The organism is Nocardioides sp. NPDC059952 (assembly GCF_042730435.1).
In the GTDB taxonomy this organism is placed as follows: Bacteria; Actinomycetota; Actinomycetes; order Propionibacteriales; family Nocardioidaceae; genus Nocardioides.
This window is the reverse complement of the sequence record NZ_JBHWLY010000084.1, coordinates 1-24,363: the sequence shown is the minus strand read 5'-3', so window position 1 is coordinate 24,363 and position 24,363 is coordinate 1. Positions and strand designations below refer to the sequence as shown.

Sequence of the window (24,363 nt, the reverse complement as noted above, 5' to 3'; positions counted from 1 at the left end):
CCAGGCCGAGTCGGCTCGTCATAACGAGCCGACTCGGCGAGATTCCAGGTAAGGACGGGCCGACTCGGCAGAACTCCGACGAGGCGTCACCCCCGCCGGCCGAGACGTCACGTACGTCGGCCGAGACGGCACGGACGTCGGCCGAGTGGTCAATCCGATGCCACCTCGGCCGTCGCAAGTGACGCCTCGGCAGTCGTGGACAAGCTCGACTCGGCGCATCCTGACCCAAAACCAGGCCGAGTCGGCTCGTCATAACGAGCCGACTCGGCGAGATTCCAGGTAAGGACGGGCCGACTCGGCAGAACTCCGACGAGGCGTCACCCCCGTCGGCCGCGACGTCACGTACGTCGGTCGAGCGGGCAGCATCGTGCCCACTCGACCGACGGGAGTGCCGTCTCGGCTGTCAGGAACGCTCGATGTCGTCGTCGAGCCGGTCGCCGAAGCCCTCGCGACTGTCCTGCGAGGCGGCGAAGACGGAGGCGCCGGAGCGGTTGCCGACGGTGATCTCGTTGAACAGCAGGTTGAGCACGACGGCGACCAGGGCGGTGGCGCTGATGCCGCTGTGCATGATGACGCCGAGCCACTCCGGGAAGGCGTCCCAGAAGGTCGGTGCCGCGATGGGCAGGATGCCGACGGCGATCGCGACGGAGACGATGACCATGTTGAGGTTGTCCTCGTAGTCGACCCGGGACAGCGTGCGGATCCCGGATGCCGCGACCGAGCCGAAGAGCACGATTCCGGCGCCACCGAGCACCGGATAAGGGATCGCGGCGACGACCGCGCCGACCACCGGCAGCAGTCCGAGCAACAACAGGACGAGGCCACCGGTGGCCACGACGTACCGGCTCCGGATGCCGGTCAGGGCGACCAGTCCGACGTTCTGCGCGAACGCGCTGCACGGGAACGTTCCGAAGAAGGGCGCAACCGTCGTCGCGGCCATATCGGCGCGGAGGCCACGAGCGACACGTCGAGCGTCGACGTCGGTCTCCACGATCTCGCCGATCGCCAGGATGTCGGCGGTCGTCTCGGTCATGATCACCAGAACCACGATCGTCATCGAGACGATCGCGCCGACCTCGAAGGTCGGGCTGCCGAAGTGCAGCAGGGGCGGCAGCGCGACCAGGTCGGCCTTGCCCACCGAGGAGAAGTCGGCCTGCCCTGCGATCGTCGCGATCACGGTCCCGGCGACGAGCCCGATGAGGATCGAGAGCCGTGAGATCGCACCCTGGAACACCCGGCTGATCACCAGGATGATGAGCAGCGTCAGCCCGGCGTACGCGATGTTGGTCATCGAGCCGTAGTCCGGCGCCGAAGCGTCGTTGCCCATCGCCCACCGGAACGCCACCGGCATCAGCGAGAGGCCGATGACCGTGATGATCGTGCCGGTGACGACGGCCGGGAAGAGCCGGACCAACTGGGCGAAGAACGAGGACAGGACCAGCCCGATCAGCCCGGCGACGATGATCGCGCCGAAGACGGGGCGGAGCCCGTCCTCGCTGGCGATGGTGACCATCGTCGACACGCTGGCGAACGAGATGCCCTGCACGATCGGCAGCCGGCTGCCGAAGGGGCCGAGGCCGAGCGTCTGCAGCAGCGTCGCGAGGCCGGATACGAAGAGTCCCGCGGTCACCAGCAGCGCCAGGTCCGTGCCGGAGAGGCCCGCGGCACCCCCGACGATGAGCGGCGGCGCGATCACGCCGCCGTACATCGTCAGGATGTGCTGCGTGCCGTAGGCGAGGAGCTGACCGGGTGGATGCCGCTCGTCCTCAGGTCGGGTCGGGCCGGATGCGGTTTCCTGTCTCCTGCGACCGAACATGGCCCGGCCCTCAGCAGAATCCGGGGATGGCGTGCCAGGCGTTGCCGGCGTCAGGGGCCTCGTCGCGTACGACCGAGGCCTCGATCAGGCCGTAGGGCCGGTCCGCGGCGAAGAAGACCTCGCCGGGATTGTCCAGGCCGAAGGGCGAGAGGTCGGCGAGGAAGTGGTGCTTGTTGGGAGCGGAGAACTTGATCTCGGCGACGTCACCGTGCTGCTCGAGCACCGAGGTGCCCATCCCGTTCAGGGTCTGCTGCAGCGCGAGGCTGTGGATCTCCGCGAACCGCTGCAGCAGCAGTGCACGGATGGAGTCGAACGACTTGTCCCAGTCGACATCCGTGCCGTCATAGCGCCAGCGAGCGACGAGCGAGGTCGCCAGGATCCGGTCGTTGGTCTCCTGCAGGGTCGTGTATTCGTCCTTGAGGAAGCCGTGGAACTCCGACCCGGTCGACTTGAGCACGACCAGGTCCTTGATGCCGGAGACGACGTGCGCCACCCGGTCGGACCCACGCCCGTCCACGTTCACCACGGTCGTCCGTACGCCGCCACCCGAGCGGACGAAGGAGTGGTCGTGACCGGCACCGTCGACCTCGATCCGGTCCCAGGCGTACTCGTCGATCTCGACCCGGGCACCCTCGGCGGCCGGGCAGGCCTCGAGGTAGCGGTCGGCGAGGGCGAGCGCGAACTCCTCGATCGAGGCCACCCCGATCTTCTTCGCGTAGGCGAAGACGGTGTTCTTCTGGGTGTCGGTCGGCAGCACGTCATTCTGGTCGCCGCTGGTGTGGGCGTCGTCGAAGCGGCCGCGCAGCGAGGTCGAGACGTTGAGGTCCCGGATCTGGTGACGAGGAGTGTCGCGGTAGATACGTACGACGCGGTTCTCGGCCTTGCCGTACTGGTTGGTTCCAAGGTGGATGGGCATGTCAGCTCCCTCGGTAGGTGGAGTAGGCGAACGGGCTCAGCAGCAGTGGCACGTGGTGGTGCCGCCGGTCGGTGACCGCGAAGGTGACGGAGACCTGCGGGTAGAAGCACTCCTGACCGGTCGCCGCGTAGTAGGCGGCGGTGCCGAACCGGAGCTGATAGGTGCCGGCCGGGACCTGATCGGGTCCCAGGTCGGCCACCCGGCCGTCGTCGTCGGTGATGGCGTCGGCGAGGACGACGGACTGGTTGGTGTCGTGAGGATCGATCCGGCTGAGCCGGACCGGGACACCGGCGGCCGGGCGGCCGAGCGCGGTGTCGAGCACGTGGGTGGTGATGGCGCTGGTGCTCAGCCCGCTCATGCCGAGACCTCGGCGTCCAGGACCCGCTCGAGGCGGAGCAGCGCGATGCGACGCAGCTCGTCGGCGACCACGCCCGCCTCCTCGTCACGCTCGTGACCGAGCCGGTCGCGGAGCGAGGCCAGGACCTGGTCGGCCGAGAGACCTGAGGCGCAGATCAGGAAGACCCGGCCGAAGCGCTCCTCGTAGGCCCGGTTGCCCTCGGCGAGTGCCCGCGCCGTGGCCTGGTCGGTGCCGACCGCGGCCTGCTCGCGCCGCGACCAGGCGGCCTCGGCGTGCTCGCCCTCGGCGCGCTCCCCGATCCGCGGGTGAGCGGCCAGCGCCTGGTCGATGTCGGCCGCGGTGAACCGGCGGGCGGCCTGGTCGGCAGCGCGGACGACGTGGGCCTCGTCGGCGTAGGGACGGCCGGCCAGGACGGTGGCGACCCAGCTCGGAGCGTCGCAGCAGGCCTGCAGCACGGGGCGTACGACGTCCGCCGGTGAGGTGTTGAAGCTCTGGAGATCCATGAACCGTTCTCTCTCGCTATGCGGAAACTAATTTCCGTACAGCAACAACGATTGCATGTGTCGCTCATCACAGTCAACAGTTTGTTGAAAACGCCTTGGAGGGCTACTCGCGTTCGCGGTTCAGGTAGTTGTAGACCGTGAACCGGGTGACCCCGAGCGCGCCGGCCACGATCTCGGCGCTCTTGCGGTAGTCGAAGGCACCGCGCTCCTCGAGCAGCCGCACCGCGCGCTGCTTGCCCTGCCGATCCAGCGTCCGCAGGTCGCCACCGAGCTCCTCCGCGACCTCGGCGAGGAGCCCCTCCAACCCGTTGGCCGTACGCCGCGGCGCACTGTGTCCTTCGACGCGCACCTGGAAGGTGATCTGATCGGCACCATGGTCGAGACCCGCGGCAACCACCGCGGCCAGGGTCGCCAGCACCGCCTCCCGCTCGCCGCGCACCGAGGTGCCGAGCGGCCCGAAGTCGCACTCCAGACCGGCCTCGCGGGCGGCCTCGAGCGCCGCCGTCGCGTGCTCGGGCGGCTCACCCTCGCCATGGAACGGTTCGGTCGTGAACTCGGCTTCGACGCGCATGGCGGCAGGCTACCCAGCCCGCCGCCACGCGATCGTCAGGCTCAGGCGGCGATCCGCCGCCGCGCGAGCTCGGCCAGCTTGGCCAGGTCGATCCCAGCGAGCCGCTGGACCTCGTCGACCGCGACCGCCCCGCACTCCACCCCGCGCAGCACGAACGCGGCGAGCGCGGCAGCGGTGGCGGGCTCGTCGAGATAGCTGGAGTCGCCGCCATGGACGTACGCCCGCAGCCGGGCCGAGGCGACGTCGAGCCCGTCCCGGAAGAACGCATAGGTCGCGAGGTAGCGGCTGGGCAGCTGGGCCGGATGTAGGTCCCACCCCTGGTAGATCCCACGGGCCAGCGACCGGCTCACCAGACGCGAGTGGAGCCGCCACGCCGCCCGCACCGCATCGGGGTCCCCGACCGGAAGCACGTTGGTCGAGCCGTCCGAGACGAACACGCCGGTGCCGGCGGCCGCCACCTGCATCACGTCCTTGGCATGATCGGCGACCGGGTGCTCCATGCTCTGGAACGCCGCCGCGACCCCGAGCGAGGCGGAGTAGTCGTAGGTCCCGTAGTGCAGACCTGTGACCCGTCCCGACCCAGCGGCGATCATCCGCGCGATCAGCGCGGTGCCGTCGGAGCCGAGGATCGCCTGCGGCGTCTCGACCTGGATCTCGAACCTCAGGCTCCCGGCCTCGATCCCATGGGCGGCCTCGAGCGCGTCCAGCGCGGTGACCATGGCGGTCACCTGCTCGACCGAGGTCACCTTCGGCAGGGTGATCACGAATCCCTCACCCAGCCCGCCCTCGCGCACCAGCGAGCCCAGGAACAGGTCCAGCGTACGCAGCCCGCGGTGTCGCGTCGGGGCCTCGAAGGACTTGATCCGGATGCCATGGAACGGCGGCGCGGAGCCGTCGTGGACGGTGGCGGCGAGCGCCGCGGCGGCCGCCACGACCGCAGCGTCCTCGTCCGCGTCGGGCCGGTTCCCGTAGCCGTCCTCGAAGTCGATCCGGAGGTCCTCGATGGGTTCGGCGGCCAGCTTGGCCCGCACCCGGTCATGGACCTCCGCGTCCACGTCGGCCATCGACGCCGCGTGCTCAGCCAGCACCCGACCGGCCTCGGCGGACCACTGCGCCACCGTCTTCTCGTCGTAGCGGTCGCCCGGCACGTAGACCGTGTGCACCGGCTGGCGCACGCCGCGATCCCCCGGATAGCTCGCGGCCAGCGCCGCGTCGGCGCCGGCGAGCGCCCGGTCGAGCCGAGCGACCAGATCCTCGAGATGGCTCATGCACCCACCACCTGCGCATAGGCGGGCAGGGTCAGGAAGTCGACGTAGTCGTCGGCGAGCGCGACCTCCTCGAAGATGGTGCGGGCCTGCTCCAGGCGGTGCTCGATCCCTTCGGCCGCCGCGAGCAGCTTCGCCATCTCCTCGTCGAGGACCTGGCGTACGAGCTCCGCGGTGATCTGGGTCCCGTCATCGAGCTTCGAGGAGTTGTGCACCCACTGCCAGATCTGCGAGCGGGAGATCTCGACCGTGGCGGCGTCCTCCATCAGGTTGTGGATGGCGACAGCGCCGGAGCCGCGGAGCCAGGCGTCGAGGTAGACCAGCGAGACCTCGACGTTGTCACGCAGACCGGCGAGGGTGATCGCGCCGCCCGCGGACGCGACGTCGAGCAGGTCCTCGGCGCGCACCACGACATCGTCGCGCTGCCTGTCGACCTGGTTCGGTCGGTCGCCGAGGACACCGTCGAAGATGTCGCGACAGATCGGGACCAGGTCGGGGTGGGCGACCCAGGAGCCGTCGAAGCCGTCCCCGGCCTCGCGCTCCTTGTCCTCGCGGACCTTGGCGAAGGCGATCGCGTTGACCTCCTGGTCGCGACGGCTCGGGATGAACGCGGCCATGCCGCCGATGGCGTGGGCGTTGCGGCGGTGGCAGGTCTTGACCAGCAGCTGGGCGTACGCACGCATGAACGGCGAGGTCATCCCCACCGTCGCGCGGTCGGGGAGCACGAAGGAGGGCCCGGCGTCGCGGAAGTACTTGATCAGGCTGAACAGGTAGTCCCACCGGCCGGCGTTGAGCCCCGAGGCATGGTCGCGCAACTCGTAGAGGATCTCGTCCATCTCGAACGCGGCCGGGATCGTCTCGATGAGGACGGTCGCGCGCACGGTGCCGTGCGGGATCCCGAGCGCCTCCTGGGAGAAGGTGAACACGTCGTTCCACAGCCGCGCCTCGAGGTGGCTCTCCATCTTGGGGAGATAGAAGTACGGCCCGCTCCCGCGCTCCACGAGCTCGCGGGCGTTGTGGAAGAAGTAGAGCCCGAAGTCGACCAGCGCGCCGACGACCGGCGTGCCGTCGACCAGGATGTGCTGGTCGTCGAAGTGCCAACCGCGGGGGCGCATGACGATCGTGGCCAGCCGCTGGTTCTTCTTGAGCTCGTAGAGCTTGCCCTGCGGGGAGGTCGCCGAGATGTCTCGCCGAATGGCGTCGCGCAGGTTCACCTGGCCGCCGACCACGTTGCTCCAGTGCGGGGTGCTGGCGTCCTCCATGTCGGCCAGCCAGACCCGCGCACCGGAGTTGAGGGCGTTGATCGTCATCTTCCGGTCGGTCGGGCCGGTGATCTCGACACGGCGGTCGAGCAGATCCTCGGGCACGGGCGCGACGGTCCAGTCCCCGGCGCGTACGTCGGCCGTCTCCGGCAGGAAGTCGAGCCGGCCGGTGCGCGCGACCTCCTCACGGCGGGTCCTGCGGGCAGCCAGCAGCTCGTCACGCCGGGACCCGAACCGTCGCTGCAGCTCCGCGACGAACTCGAGGGCCTCCGGGGTGAGGATCTCGGCTCCGCGCTCGACGTCGCCACCGGTGATCTGAATGTTCACGAGCTCCACCCTCCTGGGGCTACAGTTTTCCTTTGAATGGATTCTTCTTTCCGCATTGCGGATATTAATCCGGCCAGACGAGGGACGCAACCAGCCGGGTTTCCTCTAGACGACGCTAGACTTCCGTCATCCGGAAGAACAGTCCGGAAGAACAAAGGAGTTCAGGTGAGCGAGAACGAGAAGGCGCCGAAGACACGCACCGGGGCCGTGCAGTCGATCGAGCGGGCCTTCGCGCTGCTGGAGACGATGGCCGACGCCGGCGGGACCATGGGTCTCTCCCAGCTCGCCGCGGCTTCCGGCCTGCCGCTGCCGACCATCCACCGGCTGGTCCGCACCCTCGTCGACCTGGGCTACCTCCGCCAGGAGGCCAACCGGCAGTACGTCCTCGGCCCGAAGCTGATCCGGCTCGGCGAGAGCTCCTCGCGCATGCTCAGCACCTGGGCCCGCCCCCACCTCGCCCGGCTCGTCGACGAGGTCGGCGAGTCGGCCAACCTGGCGATGCTCGACGGCGACCAGATCGTCTACGTCGCCCACACCGAGTCGCGCCAGTCGATGCGCATGTTCACCGAGGTCGGCCGCCGGGTGTCCCCGCACTGCACCGCCGTCGGCAAGGCGATCCTCGCCGACATGGCTCCCGAGCAGGTCCGCGACATCCTCCGGCGCACCGACATGGTCCCCTACACCTCGACCACGATCACCTCGCGCGACGACTACCTGGGCCAGCTCGAGCAGGTCCGCGAGCGCCGCTACGCCATCGACGAGGGCGAGCAGGAAGCAGGCGTACGCTGCGTGGCCGTCGCCGTCCCCGACTACGCCCCACGCCTGGCGATGTCGATCAGCGGGCCCACCGGCCGGATGAGCGACGAGCTCATCGAGCGCGCCGTCCCGCTGCTCACCGAGGCCGGCAAGCAGCTCGCCGCCGACCTGGCCTGATCTCGGCGGAGGGGGATCAGCCGCCGCCGTACGGCACCGTGATGATCTCCAGGTTGTGCCCGTCGGGACTCTCCCAGTAGACCCCGCGGCCGCCGTCGTTGTGGTTGATCTCGCCCTCCCGACGGTGGAACGGGTCGGCCCAGTAGGTGATGCCGCGCTCGGTGATCCGGCCGAAGATCTCGTCGAACTCGGCCTCGGTCACCTTGAACGCATAGTGCTGCGGCCGGAAGCCCTGGTCCTCCACCACGTCCAGGCTGACCTGGTTGGAGAGCTCGACGATCCGGAACGGCCCGAAGACCTGGGCCTCGGGAAGCCCGAGGATCTCGGTCAGGTGGGTCGCCGTCGCCTCCCGGTCGGAGGCGTGCACGATCGTGTGGTTCAGCTCGACGCTCATCGGATTCTCCTGTCTCGCTTCTCGACGACTCTAGTCGCGCTGCCAGGGAGGTGCCGATCCGGACGACCCCGCGAGGGTCCGGGCGAGCGTAGGGGCAAGCGGAGCGTCGGGGAGCAGCAGCGCGTTGACGGCGTGGTAGGCGTCCGGCTTGTCCGGCCACGTGCGGCCGGAGACCCGCAGGGTGTCGTCGAGCTCATGGTGCCAGCTTCCGTGCCCGTGGTCGACGAAGTGGTTCTCGATCGCTCGCCACCACCGGGCCGAGTCAGCCGCGCCGACAGCACCGTCGGTACGCCGCGCTAGGGCGTCGGCGGCCGCGACCGCCTCTGCCATCACCCAGTGGAAGCGCTCACGAGTCACCGGCTCGCCCTCCCAGTCCGTGGTGTAGACGATCGTGTCGCCCAGGGAACCGTCGCGTACTGCTCGGGTGTAGAGCGCCGCAGCGGCCTCGACCAGCCATGCGGGCGGGTCGGCGAGCGCACCGTCGAGCCCGACCAGGAGGCGCGACCACTCGAGCCCGTGGCCCGGCGTCGCGCCGTAGGGCCGGAACGGGTCGGCCGGAGCACCGGCGTTGTAGTCGAGAAGGATCCGCCACTCGGCGTCGAAGTGCTCGGGCAGGCGCCAGTCGTTGGCCCGGGCCCCGGCGACGACCTGCTCGCAGATGCGCAGCGCCCGATGGCGCCAGCGCGGGTCACCGGTGGCGTCGGAGGCGGTCAGGTAGGCCTCGACGGTGTGCATATTGCTGTTGACCCCGCGATACGCCTCGGCCGTCGTCCACCCCGCGTCCCACGCTTCTCGGCATCGCCCGGCCCCCTCGTCCCAGAACCACCGCTCGTGGACGGCGAGCGCCTCGTCGAGCAGCTCGGCAGTTCCCGCGACTCCGGCGAGCCGGGCGGCCGAAGCGGCCAGCACGACGAAGGCGTGCTCGTAGCAGCCCTTGCGGGTCTCGGCCGGCCGGTGATCGGAGGTCACCGCGGCGAACCAGCCGCCGTGCTCGGGATCTGCGAAGAGGTCCCGCAGCGCTCGGACGCCATGCTCGGCCAGCGGGTCGACGGTGCCGTCGCGCATCGAGGCGATCGCGAAGACGTACGTCATCCGGGCGTTGATCCACAGCTCGAGCCCGCGCCCCGTCTGGACGTCGCCGGCGGCGTCGAGCCGCCCGAAGCCACCGTCGGGCAGCGCCGAGCGGCGCGCGAACCTCAGCACGGAGTCGAGCTGCTGCTCGCGCCATGGCGGGGAACCGGGCAGGGGCATGATCAAGCTCCCATCGGGGTGGTGTCGGCGGGGAGGGCCGGGAAGAGCTCGGGCAGCTGGGAGCGGGCGTCGTCACGGGCTGCGGCCACCGCCGAGTCGGGCGCCGACCGGTAGGGCCAGCGAACCCGCAGACCGATGTCGGCCCAGCCGCCGACGGCCGCGAGCAGCTTGTCGAGCGCCGGGTCGGAGACGCCCGTGGCTTGGAGTGGGACGATGTGCCGGGTGAACCATTCGTCGATCCGGCGCTCGAGGTCACCGGCCAGGGCCGGGTCGGCGGTCATCAGGTCATACCAGCGCACGGCGCCCGCCGGGGAGAGCCCCGCGATGTTGGAGTAACTGCCGGCTGCACCGCGGGCCAAGCCCGATGCGAGCCGGTGACCGGGGACGAACACCGCGCAGCGCTCGAGCACTGCGAGCGTACGCAGCTCGTCCCACCACGCGTCGTCACCGCCGGGCACCTTGACGCCGATCAGCGACGGCGTCTCGTCGAGGAGCCGGCCGAGGAGCTGCGGCGTGAGCGTCGTGGTGGCGGCGCCGGGGTTGTAGAGGACGAGCGGGATCGGCGCGGCGGCCGCGGCGACCCTGGTCACGAAGGCGACGCATTCGTCGTCGGTGAGCGGGAGCCAGTCCGGCAGTGCGATCTGGTATGCCGCCGGCCCCAGGTCGCGGGTGCGAGCGATCCGCTCCAGCGTGACCTGCGGGACGGGATGGCTGGCACCGAGCTGGAAGGGCTTGCCCGCCTCCGCGCACGCGGTCGCGAGCATCCGGCTCACCCGGTCGGCCTCGTCGTCCAGCAGCAGGTGCAGCTCACCCGCCGTCCCGTGCGCGTAGACGCCGTGCAGCGGGGACGCCGCCAGCGTACGGATCTGGGCCTCGAGCCGCGTCAGGTCGATGTCGTCGTCGGCCCGGAGCGGCAGCAGCACCGGACCCCACACTCCCTGCAGGGTCGCCGCCGTGAGGGTCATCGGCGCACCCGCCAGATCGCGGGAGTGCGCACCCCTGGCCGGACCTCCCCGCTCGCGATGACGAGGTCGCCATCCCACTCCACCGCGGGCGTCGTCACCTGTGCAGACCCGGGGAACCGGTCGACCGCCGACCATCGGCCGGTCCGCAGGTCGTAGCGGAGCACATCGGTGTCGAACCCGGTGTGGTGGTCCTGGAGCCAGGACACCACGTCGACGTTCCCGGCCGCGGTGTGCTCCTGGATGAGGTCCCACCGTTCGGCGTCGCCGTCACCGGCGTACACCGTGATGCCGCGGCGGTCACCGATCCCGACCCCGGCCATGACGCACCGGGGCAGGTCGGCGAGGCGGGACCAGCTGCCGTCGCCGGGGTCGAAGGAGTACGCGTCGGTGTGTAGCGTCCACGAGCCGTCCGACTGCTGGTGGCGCCCTGAGATCATGTGGAACCGGCGACCGTCGGAGGCCGCGACCGCGACGGTCCGCGGCCCGCCCGGCCAGGTCGGCAGCGTCCGCCAGCCGGTGTCCGGGTCGGCGAGGTCCAGCGCGTAGAAGGACGCACCCTCGGCGACGTACGCGGTCGTGCCGACCATCGCGGCGGCGCCGTAGGAGAGCGGTCGCGGCAGGGACGGCAGGTCCTCGCGTACGAGCGCCTCTGCCACCGGGTCGAAGCGGAGGAGGTAGACGTCGGCGAACTTCTCCACGGCGGCTCGTGCGGCGCCGTTCGGTCCACCACGGAACCCTTCGCCACCGATCACCAGGACGCCTCGCGGCGTGCTCAGGCACGCGGCGTACCCGACCGCGTCGGGCAGGGTCAGCGACAGATCGAGCCAGGTGTAGGCGCCGCCGGACCGGTGCAGCACGAACGCGTCGTTCCAGTAGACCTTGCCCAGCACCGGGTCGCGCCCAGCGGTGCGGCCCGGCTCGGGGAAGTTGGCTCCGCCCGCGACGATCAGGTGATCGCCGTGGGCGCCGGCGACCGGCCCGGCGAGGCCGAGCTGGCGCCAGTACGCCTCCCCTACCGGTATCTCCTCCGCCCAGTCCGTGCGGTTGGGCGGTAGATCAGGCAGACGCTCCCAGTCGGCGGCGCCGGCGCCGGGACGGCCGACACCTCCCACGGGTGCGGCCGCGGCACGGGGCAGGGAGGTCAAGCCCAGTCCGGCGGCACCGGCGGCTCCGGCAGCCCCGGCGAGCAGCGCGCGGCGCGTGGTCATCGCAGCTCACCGACCGGGATCCGGCGGAACGTGATGGTCTCGTTGGCGCCGCTCGTGCCGGTCTCGTAGAGGAGCCCGAGCTGCCGACCGGGGAGCTGCACCAGGTCGGAGTATGCAGCCGGGTCGGTCGACACGGTGAGGCGGTTCTCCCAGGTGTCGCCAGCGTCTTCGGAGACCCGCAGGGCCATCGCGGCACGCCGGGTCGGGTCGCTCGGACCGGAGTACACCAGCGGCCAGTCGCCGCCGCGCACCTGGAGCACGCTGCCCTGGACGACCGGGCCCACCAAGCCGGGCTCGGCGGCGTACGGCGTCACCAGCGACTCACCCCCGTCGACGGAGACGGCGTCGGCACGGGTGGCCGGCGAGCTCCCGTTCTGGTCCCGGGTGTTGAAGTAGAGGCTGCCGTCGCGCAGCTGGGTGGCGATCGACTCGTTGGTGTTGAGCTCGCCTTCGAAGGTGCTGTCGTCGAAGCCGATCCGCCAGGTGCGACCACCGTCGTCGCTGAGCAGACTGTGCGCGCCGTAGTACTTGGCCTCCGCGCCGGTGTCGGCCGAACCTGTCGGCGGCGCGCTCGAGTGGTTGGCCGGGACCACGAGCCGCCCGTCATGCTCGCCGCCGATCACGGCCACCGCGTGGCCCGGACCGGTGGCGTACCAGCGCCAGTCCGGGAGCTTCGTGGTGGCCGTGATCTCCTCGAGGGGCGAGAACGTACGCCCGTCGTCGGTGCTGCGCTGCACGAACACTCGCCGGCTGTCCTCCGCCGGCACCTCGCCGCGCAGGATCTCGGCCTCGCTGGCGGTGCCGGCGTTGCGAGTGCTGAGCAGGACCAGGTCCCCGGTGCTGGGGTCGACCACGGGCGCAGGGTTTCCGATGGTGTTCTCGGCCTGGTCGGCGACGACCGCCTGCCGTCCCCATGTGCAGCCGCCATCGACCGACCGGCGCCGAACGAGGTCGATCGAGCCCGCGTCGGACCTGGACTCGCGCGCTTCGGCGAAGGCGATGATCGCTCCGTCGGCGGCTCGGACGACCGCTGGGATGCGGTAGACGGCATAGCCGCCCTCACCGGAGACGTAGGGGACCGATCCGGTGCAGCGGGACGAGCCCTGGTCGGCTGTGGGGGTGCCGGCCCGGGCGGTGTCCGCGCTGACGAGCAGCGGGGTGGCCATGGTCGCCGCTGCGGCGACCACGGCTGCGCGATGGAGGTTCCTCATGGTGCGTTCCTTCTCTCTCGACGTCGATGACGCTGTCGTGTCGTTGTCGTGTCGTTGTCGTGTCGTTTCGTTGGATGACGCTGGTCCTGATGGTCTTCCGTGGCTCAGGCGCGTTCCTGCAGCAGCCGCGCCCGGACGCGTACGTCGTCGAAGTGCTCGAACATCCGGGCCGTGGCGAGATCGGCGTCCCCCGCCTGCAGAGCCCGCACGATCGCGAGGTGAGCCTCGCCGCGGTTACGCTCGGGACTTCCCGGGATGGCGTCGCCGACCCGGACGAAGAGCTCCCAGAACAGCTCGATCAGGTTCTCGACCAACGGGTTGCCGAGGGTCTGGTAGAGCGAGAGGTGGAACTCCCGATCAACATCGACGAAGCTCTCGCCGCGCTGCTCCCGCTCGCTCATCTCGGTGGCCAGGTCTGCACACCGGGACAGCGCTTCCTCCTCCTCGTCGCGCAGCCGGCACACGGCCGGCATCAGCCCGGCCTCCATGGCCTCGCGAGCGGTCAGGAGCTCCTCCAGCGAGGCGCCCGGCTCGGCCAGCCCGTAGGGCAGCTGCTCGATCACCGGCCGGAAGGAGAACGTGGCGACGTAGAGCCCGTTGCCGGGCCGGGCCTCGATCACGCCGAGGGTCTGCAGGCTCCGCGATGCTTCCCGCAGGGAGAGCCGGCTGACCTCGAGCTCGGCGGCCAGCGCGGCCTCGGGCGGAAGCCGGTCGCCGGGCCGCAGACCGTGCTCTCGGATGAAGTCGCGCAGCCGGGTCTGGGCCTCGCGATAGATGGACCCGTGCTTCACGACTGACCGGCCTGCTCGACGGCGACCCGCAGCCGGGCGGCGAGAGCCTCCGCCTCGGCGATGCCCGCCGCGTCCAGTGGACCCCACGGCGTACGCGGCGCGCCCGCGTCCGGGCCGAGCCGGTTCATCAGCTCCTTGACGAAGCCGAGCCCTCCGTGACGGCCGGCGACGGCCGCGATCTCACGGAAGGGCCGGTGCAGCTCGTAGGCACGCTCAGGCTCTCCCGCGTCGTACGCCTCGACGACCCGGTGCGCGATCGGCGCGAGCCCGTTGTAGAGACTGCCGATCACGGCATCCACGCCGATCGCCAGGCCGGCGGGGAGGAGCTCGTCGCGGCCGAAGTAGACCCGGACCCCGGCTGCACGGGTGCGGTCGCACTCGATGAGGTCCTCGTCGGTGAACTTCACCCCGGTGAGGGTGGGGATCCGCTCCCGGGCGGCGGTGGCGACATCGGCCGGCAGATGGGTCGAGCCGGTCATGCTCGGGATGTGGTAGTAGCACATCGGGGTCTCCCCGGCGGCCGCCGCGATCCGGGCGAGGTGGTCGACGACCAGCTCGACTCGCGGCGCCTCGCCGTAGAACGGGGCGGTCGCAGCCACGAAGTCGACACCGTGGTCGGTGGCGTGCGCCGCCAGCTCGGCCGCCTGGGCGAGGTCGTTGGATCCGACCTGCGCGGCGAGCCCGAACCCCTCGGGCCGGACGGCTGCCCAGGCCTCCAGAAGCGTACGCCGCTCCTCGGTGGTCAGGGACGGGTACTCACCGGTGGTGCCGACCACGAACGCGCCGAACACCCCGGCTCCGCGCAGGTGCTCGGCCTGCGCCTCGACGACCGAGAGATCGAGACGGCCGTCCTGGTCGAAGGGCGTCGGTGTCGCCGCCCAGATTTCCAATCGACTCAACTCTTCGTCGCTCCTTCGGTCAGTCCAGCCACGATGTAGCGCTGGAGGAAGATGAACAGGACGATGACGGGCAGCGCGATGATCGCGGACACCGCCATCAGGTCGTTCCACTTGGTTCCGAATGCGTTGGTGATGCCGGCGAGCACGACCGTGACCGGCTGGAACCTCTCGTCGGGGGCCAGGGCGAGACCGAAGACGAACTCGCCCCAGGCCTGCAGGAAGCTCACCGCCCCGACCGTGATGATGCCTGGCGTGCTGACCGGGACGGCCACCCGCCAGAACGCGGTGAGCTCGTTGCAGCCGTCGATCTTGGCGGCCTCGACGATCTCCTCGGGGATGGCGAGGAAGTAGGGCCGCAGGATGGTGATCGCCAGCGGCACGGCCAGCGAGCAGTTGGCGATGATGAGGCCGGCATAGCTGTTAACGAGTCCGGCGCCGCTGAAGAGCACGAACATCGGCAGCGCCAAGTTGACCGATGGCACCATCTGCACGGCCAGGAAGAGCATCAGGAACGCGGAGACGAAGCGCACTCTCAGCCTGGCCAAGGCGTACGCCGCCGGCAGTGCGACCAGCAGCGTGACGATGGTCGTGCCGACCGCGATGATGCCGCTGTTCAGGAGCCCGCGGGCGATGTCCCCGTCAGAGAAGACCGCACCCGCGTACGACCCGGTGGTCGGGGGCAGCGGAAGCAGGTCCGGCGGCGTCGAGAAGATGTCCTCCGCGCCCTTGAAGGAGGTGTTGAGCATCCAGTAGACGGGGATCAGGTAGACGGCCGTGATGAACACGGCTGCGAACACCAGCAGCCGGCGCCGGGAGACGGTGGTCATGCGCCCTCCTCGTTCCGCAGGGCACGGAAGTAGACCAGCGCGAGCGCGATGGAGATGACCATCAGCACCGTGGTTGCCACCGCCGCGGTGTCGAACCGGGAGAACTCGAAAGCCTCGTTGTAGGCGTAGACCGGCAGCGTCTCGGTGGCGTTGCCGGGCCCTCCGCCGGTCATCAGGAAGATCGTGTCGAAGGTCTTGAAGGTGAAGATGAAGATCAGCAGCGTGACAGTCAGGCTGACCGGCCGCAGCAGCGGGAAGGTCAGCGAATGGAACTGCTGCCATGCGGAGGCACCGTCGATGCGGGCAGCCTCGTAGTAGGTCGGCGAGATGCCTTGGAGCCCGGCGGCCAGCAGGATCATCGCGAACGGCGCGAAGCTCCAGGCCGTCGCCACGGTCACCGCCAGCAGCGCGGGGTTCGGCTCGCCGAGCCAGAACAGGTCGCGATCGAGCAGTCCCAGGCCGCTAAGCGCTGCGTTGAGCAGCCCATAGCTGCCATCGAGCAGCCAGCGCCAGACGTTGGCGCTGACCACCGTGGGCAGGATCCAGGCCAGCAGGAGCAGCGCACGCAGGACGTTGCGGCCGCGGAACTCACGATGGAACAGCAGCGCCAGGCCCAGCCCGACCGCGAACGCGATCGCCACCGTGCCGATGGAGTAGACCAGCGAGACGACGACGGCGTGCCAGAACTCGGAGCGTCCGAGCTGGTCTCGGTAGTTGTCGAGCCCGACCCAGGAGGCGCCGCCCCGGACGACCTCACGCAGGCCGACGTCGAAGAAGCTCTGCAGGATGTTGTAGATCAGTGGGTAGACGACGGTGAGGATGACGAAGACGACCGCCGGGGCGAGGAAGAGGTACGGCGCGACGTTCGGCCGTCCGCGGCCCGTGCGGACCACTGTCCGCGCTGCCGGCACCGGTCGAGCGAAAGAGCTCACGACCCGAGTGCGCCGTCGATCTTGGCCTGCGCCGCCGTCGCCGCGTCGGCCGGGCTGCTGCTGCCGCTGACGGTGGCCTGCAGAGCCTCCTGGATCGCGGTCAGCGACTCGTTGGAGTGCGTCGCGACGTCTCCCTCGGGCGCCCAGGCGCCCTCGAGCTGGTCGGCGAATGTCTTGCGGATCGGGTCCTCGACGGCCTTGGGAACGTCGTCGCGGGCAGGCAGCTTGTTGCGGGCCGGGAGGTACTCCTCCAGCACCGACTGCTCCTGCAGGTGGGCGATGAGATCCCAGGCAGCGTCCGGATCGCCGGTGCCGGCGCCGATGGTGAGGTTCTCGGCAGACAGGAAGCTCTTCGATGCCTTGTCCTTCGGCAGCGGTGCCACGCCCCAGTTCAGGTCCGGCACTTCGTCACGCAGGATGTTCACGTACGTCGCCGAGTTGATCATCATCGCGGCGTTGCCGCCCGCGAACTGGGTCTTGGCGTCGTCCTCGAGCCAGGTCAGGAACCCCTTCGAGAGCCCGCCGTTGTCGACCATCCGGTTGAAGGACTCCAGCGCCGCGGCGCCGGTCCCGTCGCCGAACGTCGCGAGGTCGCCGCCGGCAGCGAGCTGGCGGAGCAGGATCCCGGTCGCGCCTTCGGCGCCCTCGCGCCCGGAGACGGCCAGGCCGTACTTGACGTTCGTGGCCAAGGTCGCGGCGGTGCTCTCCATCTCGTCCCAGGTCGCGGGAGGCCGCAGTCCGGCCGCCTCGAAGACGTCCTTGTTGTAGTAGAGCGCGTAGTCGTCCGCGACGTGCGGGATGCCGTACGTCTTGCCGTCGACCTGCGTGGTCTCCCAGCTCGTGGAGTAGTAGGCGTCCTGCTCACCCCACTCCTCGACCTGGTCGCTGATGTCCTCGATCACGCCCGCGTCGGCCATCTGCTGGGTGTCGAAGGCGTTGATCAGGGCGACGTCGGGGCCCTCCCCCGCGGCCGCACCCTGTTGCAGGGTCCGGTTGAAGTCCTCGAAGGGAATGAACCGGATCTTCACCTTCACATCGTCGTTCTCAGCGTCGTACGCCTCGAGGGCGTCGTAGAGCGGCTTGCCGGTCGGCATCTGCTCATCGCCGTAGTACTGCCAGACCGTGACCGTTCCGTCCGAGGCGCTCGACTCGGACTCGCCGCCCAGCGCGCCACAAGCCGAGAGCGAGATGGCCAGCACGGGGACGAGACCGCCGATGGTGATGCGGCGGCCGACGTGCGTGCGAGTTCGGATCATGACGTCCTCCGAGGTGTGGGGATGTGAGGCCGATCACAGTAGTCAGATATCTGATAACTCGCAAGAGCTCTTCTGGCCGTGCGCCAGAGCATGTCCTCATGCCCGGCGACCGCTCACCACCCCGACGGACGTACGTTGCCCATCACTCGGGTCACGGTGATCTCGATGACCACGCGCTCGGGGTTGGGCCGGGGCCGCTTGTAGCGCTCGGCGTACCGCCGCTCGGCCTCGGCCACCGACTCGTCGTCGTCCTTGACGACCGCGGTGCCCTCCAGCGTGCACCAGCGCCGCCCGTCGACCTGGCTCACCGCCACCCTCGCGCCGGAGTCGGCCGCGCGTACGTTGCGGGCCTTCTTGCTCCCCGCGCTGCAGATGACCCGCGCGATTCCGGCTTGCGGATCGAACGTCACCCCCACCGGGACGAGATGCGGACTCCCATCCGGCCGGCTGGTCGCCAGGAAGCAGACCCGCCGCTCCCGCCAGAACTCATCGTTGTCCGCGGCGGACGGAGTTGCGTCGACTGTCATGGGTGCTCCTTGGTGAACCGGGGCTGGGCTGGTCCCAACGGTGGGTCAGCGGTTGTCGCCGCTGCCACCGATGGCGTCACGCTGCTGACGATCGGCGAGCTTATTGATGTTGAGCTCGGCAACGTCCGCGAGCGGAAGCCCGAAGTGGTCAGCAAGGACCGCCAGGTACCACAGTGTGTCGCCGAGCTCCTTGGCGAGATCATCGAGGTCCCACTGCGCGAAGTCGCTGTCGTGATCCCGAATGATCTTCTTCGCCTTCTCGGCGATCTCACCCGTCTCCCCAACCAGCCCCAGCAGCAGGTGGAACACCTCGTTGGGGGTGCCCTTCGACGCCGCGGTGCGCAGCGCTGCCTGCTGGTAGGCGTTCATATCCATGACCGGAACCTATCGCGCGCCTCTCGACTCGCCTTCGGAGCGAGACGGTGGCAACTGATCCCCGAGGACTCCGGGACGTATGGCGTGGCTTTCGACCTACACCGCACCGACAGGGCCGTCCAGATACGCGGCTCAAAGAGGCCTAGCGTGGCGCTTTCCGGGAGTTAAGACCGTGTGCAATGGCCCAGCTGACTGCCTGGCTTCGAGTGGTGACCTCGATCTTTTTGTAGGCCCGCCGGATGTGGCTCTTGAGCGTGTTCCCGCTCATGGCAAGGTTCTCCGCGATGTCCTGGTTGGACAACCCCTGGGCGATCAGTCCGAGGACCTCGATCTCTCGGGCGGTCAGCTCTCCCGCTGTGCCCTGCAGCTCGCGTTGGGGCTCCCTGATCAGCTTGCCTGCGGCAGTGAGCTCGATGCTGTGCACGAGTTCGGCAGCATGTGCGCTCATCGAGATCCAGGCTCTGGCGCCTATCTTGAAGGCCTGGGCCCGTAGGTCGGGGCGCAGGTCTCGACTGAAGACCAGCACCTTCGCATTCGCCTCGTACAGCTCGGCCAGCTCGGCCCCGTCTCGAAGGAACAGGCCGAAAGTGTCATACACGATCACATCCACCTCACCCTCGAGGCTGCTGGCGAATGGAGCTGCGGACACAGCCACGCGATCGGGATAGTCCTGGAGCATCTCGGCGAGTCCTCGCCTGATGACATCCTGTGGGCTGACCACCGCTACGCGTACCACCCCGGCCTCTGCCACAAGCCCGAGCCTCTCAGAACCGAGTGGGAAAAGATAGGCGAACCGGGACCTGCAGAATCCGCGTCCGGACTGTCCTTCATCTGCGTCGTCGTGAACTGATAAGCGGATCGCGTACGTGCGCAGCGTTGACCCACGACTGCGTGACGCGGGTCTTCAGGCCAGGCCGGTGGAGTAGGTCGAGGCGTACATCACCCACGCCTCCCACTCGTCCCTGTGGTTCTTGGGCCACATCAGCCGCTCGCAGGAAGGCCGTTCGCCGCCGCCGGCCAGCTGATGCGCTTGTGCGGCGGGGTCTGGCCAACCTTGCTTGAACTCAAGGCCCGCGCCGTCCTCCACCGCCCGACCACAGGGAGCCACAGCTGGACACAGCCGGACAAGCGAAACACCCCGGTGGCCAGCGTTTCCGCTGGTCACCGGGGTGTTCTCCCAGGCGTGGCAGATGAAGGATTCGAACCTTCGAAGGCAAAGCCGACGGATTTACAGTCCGCTCCCATTGGCCGCTCGGGCAATCTGCCTGGGTTGCGCACGGGCCCCCGTGAAGGGGATCGCGACAGCAATAGACAATAGCGCAGGGGCTGGCGGCGTACGAAAACGGGACAAGGTCCTAGGGTGAGTCAGGTACGTTCCCGGGGCCACCGTCCTGGTCAGAAATCCAGAGGAGAGAGTCATGGCCGACTCGTCGTTCGACATCGTGAGCAAGATCGACCGCCAGGAGGTCGACAACGCGCTGAGCCAGACCGCGCGGGAGGTCTCGACCCGGTTCGACTTCAAGGGGACCAACGCGACCATCGAGTGGAGCGGTGAGCAGGGGATCGAGATCTCCGCCTCCGCCGACGACCGCGCCAGCGCGGTGCTCTCGGTCTTCCAGGACAAGCTGATCAAGCGCAAGCAGTCGCTGAAGATCCTCGACGCCGGCGAGCCGCGCCAGTCGGGGCAGCTGTCGAAGATCTCGATCACGCTCAAGGAGGGCATCTCCTCCGAGGACGCCAAGAAGATCTCCAAGCTGATCCGCGACGAGGGCCCCAAGGGCGTCAAGGCGCAGATCCAGGGCGACGAGCTCCGCGTCTCCTCCAAGAAGCGCGACGACCTGCAGACCGTGATCTCGCTGGTCAAGGGCCAGGACTACGACTTCGCGGTGCAGTTCATCAACTACCGCTGACCTCGTGGCCTACGAGCACCCGCGAGCCTCGGTCGAGATCGATGCTCCGATCGAGGTGGTGTGGCGGGTGATGGTCGAGACGGAGTCGTACGCCGCGTGGAACCCGTTCGTCGTTCGCGCCGAGACCGCGCAGCCGGCGGCCGCGGGGAATCCGATCATCCTGCATGTGACCTGGGCGAACGGTGGCCGCGCGCGCTCACCGGAGCGGATCTCGGCGCTCGACGCACCGGTGGTCGGTGAGGACGGGGTCGGGGCTGCGTACCTGGCCTATGTCTATGAGGGCTGGCCGGCGCGGCTGGGCCTGGTCCGCGGCGTACGTCACCAGCGGCTGACCCAGCGATCCGGCGGGCCGACGCGCTACGAGACGGTCGAGGAGTTCTCGGGTCCGCTGGTGGGACTGGCCGGTCCGGGGCGGGTCACCGAGGGCTTCCGGCGGCACGCCGCGGCTCTCAAGGCGCGGGCCGAGACGCTCGTGAATGAAAGTGGACTTGACCACTAGATTGAGCGAAATTCTGCATTCATCTGCAAGAATGTGGTCGTGCGAGTATCTGCCAAGTCCGACTACGCCCTCCGCGCCCTCATCGAGATGGCCGCGCGCGAGGACGGAAAAGCTGTCAGCGCCGAGGAGCTCGGCCGCGCCCAGGAGATCCCCCACGGGTTCCTGCAGGCGATCCTCGCCGACCTCCGCAAGGCCGGCGTCGTCATCTCACAGCGCGGCCAGTCCGGCGGTTGGCGCCTGGCCCGCAAGGCGTCGGACGTGTCCGTCGCCGATGTGATCCGCGCCGTCGACGGTCCGCTGGTCTCGGTCTACGGACTGCGTCCGGAGGGCGTCACCTACAACGAGCGCGCCGACGTCCTCCAGCATGTGTGGATCGCCGCCCGCGACTCGCTGCGCGAGGTCTTCGAGAAGGTCTCCATCGCCGACCTCGCCTCCCGCGAGCTGCCCGACGAGGTCACCACCCGCACCGCGCGCGACGAGGCGTGGCTGCCTCACTGAGCGGTCGGTTCCTCCTGCAAGGCGGTGTCCTGAGCCTGTCGAAGGGTATGCAGAGAAAGGCCCACATCCCGCGCGGAACTCCGCTGGGGATGTGGGCCTTCGGCTGCATACCTTGATGAAGGAACGGCCCCTACGCCGCCGGCGAAGGCGCCGGCATCGTGTACGCACCAGGCGTCGGCGTGACGAACACGTTGGCGCCCTCCTCGAGCCGCAGAGCCCGGGCATGCGTACGCGTCAGCTCGGCGGTCACGACCTCGCCGTCGTCGGTGAGAACCGTGAGGCGCACCTCGAACCCGATCCGCAGGACGCGCGAGACGGTGCCCTCGAGCGAGTGCTCGGAGATCGGGGACGGGGTGACCTCGACGTCATGGGGCCGGATCAAGGAACCGCCCAGGGTGGTCACGTCGCCGAGGAACGACATCACGAAATCGTTGGCGGGCTCGTCGTAGAGCTGCTCGGGAGTGCCGATCTGCTCGATGCCGCCCTGGTTGACGACCACGATCTCGTCGGCGACCTCGAGAGCCTCCTCCTGGTCGTGGGTCACGAAGACGGTGGTCACGTGCACCTCGTCGTGGAGCCGTCGCAGCCAGTCACGCAGCTCCTTGCGTACCTTCGCGTCCAGGGCCCCGAAGGGCTCGTCGAGCAGCAGCACGGACGGCTCGATCGCCAGGGCCCGCGCCAGCGCCATCCGCTGTCGCTGACCGCCGGACAGCTGCGAGGGCAGGCGGTTGGCGAACTGCGAGAGGTGGACGAGCTCGAGCAGCTCCCCGACCTTCTTGGCGACCTCGGCCTTGGGACGCTTGCGGATCTCCAGCCCGAAGGCGACGTTCTTGGCCACCGAGAGGTGCTTGAACGCGGCGTAGTGCTGGAAGACGAAGCCGACGTTGCGCTTCTGGACCGGCAGCGAGGTCGCCTCGACGCCCTCGATGCTGATCGTGCCGGTGTCCGGGGTCTCCAGCCCGGCGATGACCCGCAGCAGTGTGGTCTTGCCGCCGCCCGAAGGCCCCAACAACGCAGTCAGCTGCCCGGTCGGGATGGTCAGGTTGATGTCCTCCAGCGCCACGAAGTCGCCGTAACGCTTGTTGACACCACTTACTTCGATGCTCATGGGATGTGTCCTTTCACCGCACGCGCGCACCGCGGGCGCGCAGCACGAAGACGATGAGGATGCAGATGACCGAGACGCTGGCCAGGAGGAAGGCGACGGCGTACGCGCCCTGCTGGTCGAAGTTGAGGTACTTCTCCTCGACCGCGAGGGTGGCGGTGCGGGTCTGGCCGAGCACGTTGCCGGAGACGACCTTGACCGCGCCGAACTCGCCCAGCGAGCGGGCCAGGGTGAGCACGACGCCGTAGATGACGGCCCACTTGATGCCCGGGAGCGTGATCCGCCAGAAGGTCTGCCAGCTGCCTGCGCCGAGCGACGCGGCGGCCTGCTCCTGCTCCGTGCCGATCTCCTCCAGCACCGGGATGACCTCACGGATCACCAGCGGGAGCGACACGAACGCGGTCGCCATGATGATGCCGGGCGTCGAGAAGATGATCTGGATCCCGGCCGACTCGAGCGTCGGCCCGAACCAGCCGTCGCGGCCACCGTAGACCAGCACGAGCGCCAGGCCCACGACGATCGGCGAGACCGACAACGGCAGGTCGATCATCGCGCTGAGGAGGCGCTTGCCCGGAAACTCGGTACGCACCAGCAGCAGCGAGATCGTGACGCCGAAGAGCAGGTTGATCAGCGTCGCGACCACCGCAGCCACGCAGGTCAGCTGGATCGCGTGCATCATCTGCGGGTCGTTGAAGATCTCGGTGAACGCCTCGGTCGTGAACCCGACATCGGGCACGTGGAAGGCGTTCCAGGCGACCAGGACGACCGGCCAGGCCACCAGCAGCCCGAGGTAGGCGATGACCACGACGCGGAGGACGTACGTCAGCGGGGTGCGCGGAGCACGACGGGTCTCAGCCACGGCGGACCATCCTCCTCTGGACCAGGTCGAGGACGACGATGACGGCCAGCGAGACGGCCAGCAGCATCGCCGCGATCGCGGCCGCGCCCTCCGGGTTGTCGTTCTCGATCGCGGACAGGATCCGCACCGAGGCGACCTCGGACTTGAACGGGAGGTTGCCCGAGAGCAGGACCAGGGAGCCGTACTCCCCCATCCCGCGCGCGAAGGAGAGCGCCGCGCCCGCCGCGATGGCAGGGGCCAGCGAGGGCAGGATGATCCGCCAGAACGTGGTGAACCGGGAGGCACCCAGAGAGGCCGCGGCCTCTTCCACGTCGGCGTCCAGCTCCTCGAGGACGGGCTGCACCATGCGTACGACGAAGGGCAGCGTCACGAAGGCGAGGGCGAGGTAGACCGACGTCGACGTGTTCGCCCAGTGCAGGCCGAGGGGTGACTCGGCGCCGTAGAGGGAGAGCAGCACGAGGCCGGCGACGATCGTCGGCAGTGCGAACGGGATGTCGATGATCACCTCGAGGAAGCCCTTGCCCCAGAACTTGTCACGGACCAGGACCCAGGCGATGACGGTGCCGATGACGACGTTGATCAGGGTGACCACGATGGCCGCGCGGATCGTCAGCAAGATCGCCGAGGCGGTCTGCTCGTTGGTGAGCTGGTCGGCGAAGGCGGACCAGCCGCCGCTGGAGGCGGTGATGATCACCGCCACCAGCGGGATGAGGACGAGCAGGCTGAACCAGAGCATCGTGATGCCGAGCCCGATGCCGCTGGTCCTTGTCAGAGTGGTGGCCGGGGGGGGGGGGGGGGGAGCCCCGCCGGCCCGGGGGGGGGGTTTTGTGGGGGGGAGTTTAAAAAAAAAACAAACCCCCCAAACCAGTGTGAAAAAGAATTTGGTGGTGTGGGGGTTTTATAGG

General features: G+C 69.2%; 27 protein-coding genes and 1 tRNA gene. 4 read left to right on the top strand and 24 right to left on the bottom strand.

Annotated features, from left to right (window positions below; translation table 11 throughout):
- Positions 1 to 403 precede the first annotated feature (403 nt).
- From ACFV9G_RS26055 to aceB, 7 genes are all read right to left on the bottom strand, one after another.
- Positions 404 to 1,816, bottom strand: coding sequence for a nucleobase:cation symporter-2 family protein (locus tag ACFV9G_RS26055; RefSeq protein WP_378731510.1), 1,413 nt, complete (start codon positions 1,814 to 1,816; stop codon positions 404 to 406).
- A 10-nt stretch (positions 1,817 to 1,826) separates the two neighbouring features.
- Complete coding sequence (gene pucL / locus ACFV9G_RS26050; RefSeq protein WP_378731508.1) at positions 1,827 to 2,732, bottom strand: factor-independent urate hydroxylase; 906 nt, start codon at positions 2,730 to 2,732, stop codon at positions 1,827 to 1,829.
- 1 nt (position 2,733) lies between these two features.
- Positions 2,734 to 3,090, bottom strand: a complete 357-nt coding sequence (gene uraH / locus ACFV9G_RS26045; RefSeq protein WP_378731506.1) for a hydroxyisourate hydrolase — start codon at positions 3,088 to 3,090, stop codon at positions 2,734 to 2,736.
- Positions 3,087 to 3,593 (bottom strand): 2-oxo-4-hydroxy-4-carboxy-5-ureidoimidazoline decarboxylase, encoded by a 507-nt coding sequence (gene uraD / locus ACFV9G_RS26040; protein WP_378731504.1) that lies wholly within the window; start codon positions 3,591 to 3,593, stop codon positions 3,087 to 3,089. The genes uraH and uraD overlap by 4 nt, the downstream gene beginning before the upstream one ends.
- A 103-nt stretch (positions 3,594 to 3,696) precedes the next feature.
- Entirely contained in the window at positions 3,697 to 4,164 is a 468-nt protein-coding gene (locus ACFV9G_RS26035) for a helix-turn-helix domain-containing protein (RefSeq protein WP_378731502.1), read from the bottom strand.
- A gap of 41 nt (positions 4,165 to 4,205) precedes the next feature.
- The gene (locus tag ACFV9G_RS26030) at positions 4,206 to 5,432 is read right to left on the bottom strand and encodes a DUF6986 family protein (protein ID WP_378731500.1); all 1,227 of its coding nucleotides are present in this window, start codon (positions 5,430 to 5,432) and stop codon (positions 4,206 to 4,208) included.
- Complete coding sequence (gene aceB / locus ACFV9G_RS26025; protein WP_378731498.1) at positions 5,429 to 7,018, bottom strand: malate synthase A; 1,590 nt, start codon at positions 7,016 to 7,018, stop codon at positions 5,429 to 5,431. The genes ACFV9G_RS26030 and aceB overlap by 4 nt, the downstream gene beginning before the upstream one ends.
- A gap of 165 nt (positions 7,019 to 7,183) precedes the next feature.
- On the opposite strand from aceB, the gene ACFV9G_RS26020 reads away from it, so the two are divergent.
- A complete protein-coding gene (locus ACFV9G_RS26020; protein ID WP_378731495.1) occupies positions 7,184 to 7,951 on the top strand; it encodes an IclR family transcriptional regulator in 768 nt (255 codons plus the stop codon).
- A gap of 16 nt (positions 7,952 to 7,967) precedes the next feature.
- Here the strand turns inward: ACFV9G_RS26020 and ACFV9G_RS26015 are convergent, their stop codons facing one another.
- From ACFV9G_RS26015 to ACFV9G_RS25950, 14 genes are all read right to left on the bottom strand, one after another.
- Complete coding sequence (locus ACFV9G_RS26015; protein WP_378731492.1) at positions 7,968 to 8,345, bottom strand: VOC family protein; 378 nt, start codon at positions 8,343 to 8,345, stop codon at positions 7,968 to 7,970.
- 30 nt (positions 8,346 to 8,375) lie between these two features.
- Positions 8,376 to 9,596: an AGE family epimerase/isomerase gene (locus tag ACFV9G_RS26010; RefSeq protein ID WP_378731490.1), complete on the bottom strand. Its 1,221-nt coding sequence runs from the start codon at positions 9,594 to 9,596 to the stop codon at positions 8,376 to 8,378.
- A gap of 2 nt (positions 9,597 to 9,598) precedes the next feature.
- Positions 9,599 to 10,561, bottom strand: coding sequence for a dihydrodipicolinate synthase family protein (locus tag ACFV9G_RS26005; protein WP_378731487.1), 963 nt, complete (start codon positions 10,559 to 10,561; stop codon positions 9,599 to 9,601).
- On the bottom strand, positions 10,558 to 11,769 hold the full coding sequence (locus ACFV9G_RS26000) for a galactose oxidase (protein ID WP_378731485.1): 1,212 nt from the start codon (positions 11,767 to 11,769) through the stop codon (positions 10,558 to 10,560). Before ACFV9G_RS26000 ends, ACFV9G_RS26005 begins: the two co-directional genes overlap by 4 nt.
- Complete coding sequence (locus ACFV9G_RS25995) at positions 11,766 to 12,980, bottom strand: exo-alpha-sialidase (RefSeq protein ID WP_378731483.1); 1,215 nt, start codon at positions 12,978 to 12,980, stop codon at positions 11,766 to 11,768. Before ACFV9G_RS25995 ends, ACFV9G_RS26000 begins: the two co-directional genes overlap by 4 nt.
- Before the next feature lie 104 nt (positions 12,981 to 13,084).
- The gene (locus ACFV9G_RS25990; protein WP_378731480.1) at positions 13,085 to 13,771 is read right to left on the bottom strand and encodes a FadR/GntR family transcriptional regulator; all 687 of its coding nucleotides are present in this window, start codon (positions 13,769 to 13,771) and stop codon (positions 13,085 to 13,087) included.
- Positions 13,768 to 14,670, bottom strand: coding sequence for a dihydrodipicolinate synthase family protein (locus tag ACFV9G_RS25985; protein WP_378731478.1), 903 nt, complete (start codon positions 14,668 to 14,670; stop codon positions 13,768 to 13,770). Before ACFV9G_RS25985 ends, ACFV9G_RS25990 begins: the two co-directional genes overlap by 4 nt.
- Entirely contained in the window at positions 14,667 to 15,497 is an 831-nt protein-coding gene (locus ACFV9G_RS25980; RefSeq protein WP_378731476.1) for a carbohydrate ABC transporter permease, read from the bottom strand. Before ACFV9G_RS25980 ends, ACFV9G_RS25985 begins: the two co-directional genes overlap by 4 nt.
- A complete protein-coding gene (locus ACFV9G_RS25975) occupies positions 15,494 to 16,429 on the bottom strand; it encodes a carbohydrate ABC transporter permease (protein WP_378731474.1) in 936 nt (311 codons plus the stop codon). Before ACFV9G_RS25975 ends, ACFV9G_RS25980 begins: the two co-directional genes overlap by 4 nt.
- Positions 16,426 to 17,685 (bottom strand): ABC transporter substrate-binding protein, encoded by a 1,260-nt coding sequence (locus ACFV9G_RS25970; protein ID WP_378731472.1) that lies wholly within the window; start codon positions 17,683 to 17,685, stop codon positions 16,426 to 16,428. The genes ACFV9G_RS25975 and ACFV9G_RS25970 overlap by 4 nt, the downstream gene beginning before the upstream one ends.
- 113 nt (positions 17,686 to 17,798) lie before the next feature.
- Positions 17,799 to 18,212 carry a PPOX class F420-dependent oxidoreductase gene (locus ACFV9G_RS25965; protein ID WP_378731469.1) on the bottom strand — a complete coding sequence of 138 codons (414 nt, stop codon included), beginning with the start codon at positions 18,210 to 18,212 and terminating at the stop codon, positions 17,799 to 17,801.
- A 45-nt stretch (positions 18,213 to 18,257) separates the two neighbouring features.
- Positions 18,258 to 18,587 (bottom strand): nucleoside triphosphate pyrophosphohydrolase family protein, encoded by a 330-nt coding sequence (locus ACFV9G_RS25960; RefSeq protein WP_378731467.1) that lies wholly within the window; start codon positions 18,585 to 18,587, stop codon positions 18,258 to 18,260.
- A 142-nt stretch (positions 18,588 to 18,729) separates the two neighbouring features.
- The gene (locus ACFV9G_RS25955; RefSeq protein WP_378731465.1) at positions 18,730 to 19,266 is read right to left on the bottom strand and encodes a DNA-binding response regulator; all 537 of its coding nucleotides are present in this window, start codon (positions 19,264 to 19,266) and stop codon (positions 18,730 to 18,732) included.
- Between the two features lie 505 nt (positions 19,267 to 19,771).
- A tRNA-Tyr gene (locus ACFV9G_RS25950) sits at positions 19,772 to 19,853 on the bottom strand.
- 152 nt (positions 19,854 to 20,005) lie between these two features.
- Here ACFV9G_RS25950 and ACFV9G_RS25945 point away from each other — a divergent pair.
- The 3 genes from ACFV9G_RS25945 to ACFV9G_RS25935 are packed head-to-tail and all read left to right on the top strand — an operon-like array spanning position 20,006 to position 21,494.
- Complete coding sequence (locus tag ACFV9G_RS25945; protein WP_378731463.1) at positions 20,006 to 20,497, top strand: YajQ family cyclic di-GMP-binding protein; 492 nt, start codon at positions 20,006 to 20,008, stop codon at positions 20,495 to 20,497.
- A gap of 4 nt (positions 20,498 to 20,501) precedes the next feature.
- Positions 20,502 to 20,996, top strand: a complete 495-nt coding sequence (locus tag ACFV9G_RS25940) for an SRPBCC domain-containing protein (protein ID WP_378731461.1) — start codon at positions 20,502 to 20,504, stop codon at positions 20,994 to 20,996.
- Positions 20,997 to 21,035: 39 nt separating this feature from the next.
- A complete protein-coding gene (locus ACFV9G_RS25935; RefSeq protein ID WP_045549074.1) occupies positions 21,036 to 21,494 on the top strand; it encodes an Rrf2 family transcriptional regulator in 459 nt (152 codons plus the stop codon).
- 130 nt (positions 21,495 to 21,624) lie between these two features.
- Here ACFV9G_RS25935 and ACFV9G_RS25930 read toward each other — a convergent pair whose 3' ends face one another.
- The 3 genes from ACFV9G_RS25930 to cysT are packed head-to-tail and all read right to left on the bottom strand — an operon-like array spanning position 21,625 to position 24,230.
- Positions 21,625 to 22,602 (bottom strand): sulfate/molybdate ABC transporter ATP-binding protein, encoded by a 978-nt coding sequence (locus ACFV9G_RS25930; protein WP_378731459.1) that lies wholly within the window; start codon positions 22,600 to 22,602, stop codon positions 21,625 to 21,627.
- Between the two features lie 13 nt (positions 22,603 to 22,615).
- Positions 22,616 to 23,458 (bottom strand): sulfate ABC transporter permease, encoded by an 843-nt coding sequence (locus ACFV9G_RS25925; protein WP_378731457.1) that lies wholly within the window; start codon positions 23,456 to 23,458, stop codon positions 22,616 to 22,618.
- Positions 23,451 to 24,230 carry a sulfate ABC transporter permease subunit CysT gene (gene cysT / locus ACFV9G_RS25920; protein WP_378731512.1) on the bottom strand — a complete coding sequence of 260 codons (780 nt, stop codon included), beginning with the start codon at positions 24,228 to 24,230 and terminating at the stop codon, positions 23,451 to 23,453. The genes ACFV9G_RS25925 and cysT overlap by 8 nt, the downstream gene beginning before the upstream one ends.
- Between the last annotated feature and the right edge of the window lie 133 nt (positions 24,231 to 24,363).

Coding starts and splice junctions, on each gene's coding strand:
- ACFV9G_RS25970 (WP_378731472.1), bottom strand. CDS start 17,685: ATGATCCGAACTCGCACGCACGTCGGCCGCCGCATCACCATCGGCGGT.
- ACFV9G_RS25930 (WP_378731459.1), bottom strand. CDS start 22,602: ATGAGCATCGAAGTAAGTGGTGTCAACAAGCGTTACGGCGACTTCGTG.
- ACFV9G_RS25960 (WP_378731467.1), bottom strand. CDS start 18,587: ATGGATATGAACGCCTACCAGCAGGCAGCGCTGCGCACCGCGGCGTCG.
- uraD (WP_378731504.1), bottom strand. CDS start 3,593: ATGGATCTCCAGAGCTTCAACACCTCACCGGCGGACGTCGTACGCCCC.
- ACFV9G_RS26010 (WP_378731490.1), bottom strand. CDS start 9,596: ATGCCCCTGCCCGGTTCCCCGCCATGGCGCGAGCAGCAGCTCGACTCC.
- ACFV9G_RS25965 (WP_378731469.1), bottom strand. CDS start 18,212: ATGACAGTCGACGCAACTCCGTCCGCCGCGGACAACGATGAGTTCTGG.
- ACFV9G_RS25955 (WP_378731465.1), bottom strand. CDS start 19,266: ATGCTCCAGGACTATCCCGATCGCGTGGCTGTGTCCGCAGCTCCATTC.
- ACFV9G_RS26035 (WP_378731502.1), bottom strand. CDS start 4,164: ATGCGCGTCGAAGCCGAGTTCACGACCGAACCGTTCCATGGCGAGGGT.
- ACFV9G_RS25980 (WP_378731476.1), bottom strand. CDS start 15,497: ATGACCACCGTCTCCCGGCGCCGGCTGCTGGTGTTCGCAGCCGTGTTC.
- ACFV9G_RS26030 (WP_378731500.1), bottom strand. CDS start 5,432: ATGAGCCATCTCGAGGATCTGGTCGCTCGGCTCGACCGGGCGCTCGCC.
- ACFV9G_RS25995 (WP_378731483.1), bottom strand. CDS start 12,980: ATGAGGAACCTCCATCGCGCAGCCGTGGTCGCCGCAGCGGCGACCATG.
- ACFV9G_RS26055 (WP_378731510.1), bottom strand. CDS start 1,816: ATGTTCGGTCGCAGGAGACAGGAAACCGCATCCGGCCCGACCCGACCT.
- ACFV9G_RS25945 (WP_378731463.1), top strand. CDS start 20,006: ATGGCCGACTCGTCGTTCGACATCGTGAGCAAGATCGACCGCCAGGAG.
- ACFV9G_RS26000 (WP_378731485.1), bottom strand. CDS start 11,769: ATGACCACGCGCCGCGCGCTGCTCGCCGGGGCTGCCGGAGCCGCCGGT.
- ACFV9G_RS26015 (WP_378731492.1), bottom strand. CDS start 8,345: ATGAGCGTCGAGCTGAACCACACGATCGTGCACGCCTCCGACCGGGAG.
- pucL (WP_378731508.1), bottom strand. CDS start 2,732: ATGCCCATCCACCTTGGAACCAACCAGTACGGCAAGGCCGAGAACCGC.
- ACFV9G_RS26005 (WP_378731487.1), bottom strand. CDS start 10,561: ATGACCCTCACGGCGGCGACCCTGCAGGGAGTGTGGGGTCCGGTGCTG.
- uraH (WP_378731506.1), bottom strand. CDS start 3,090: ATGAGCGGGCTGAGCACCAGCGCCATCACCACCCACGTGCTCGACACC.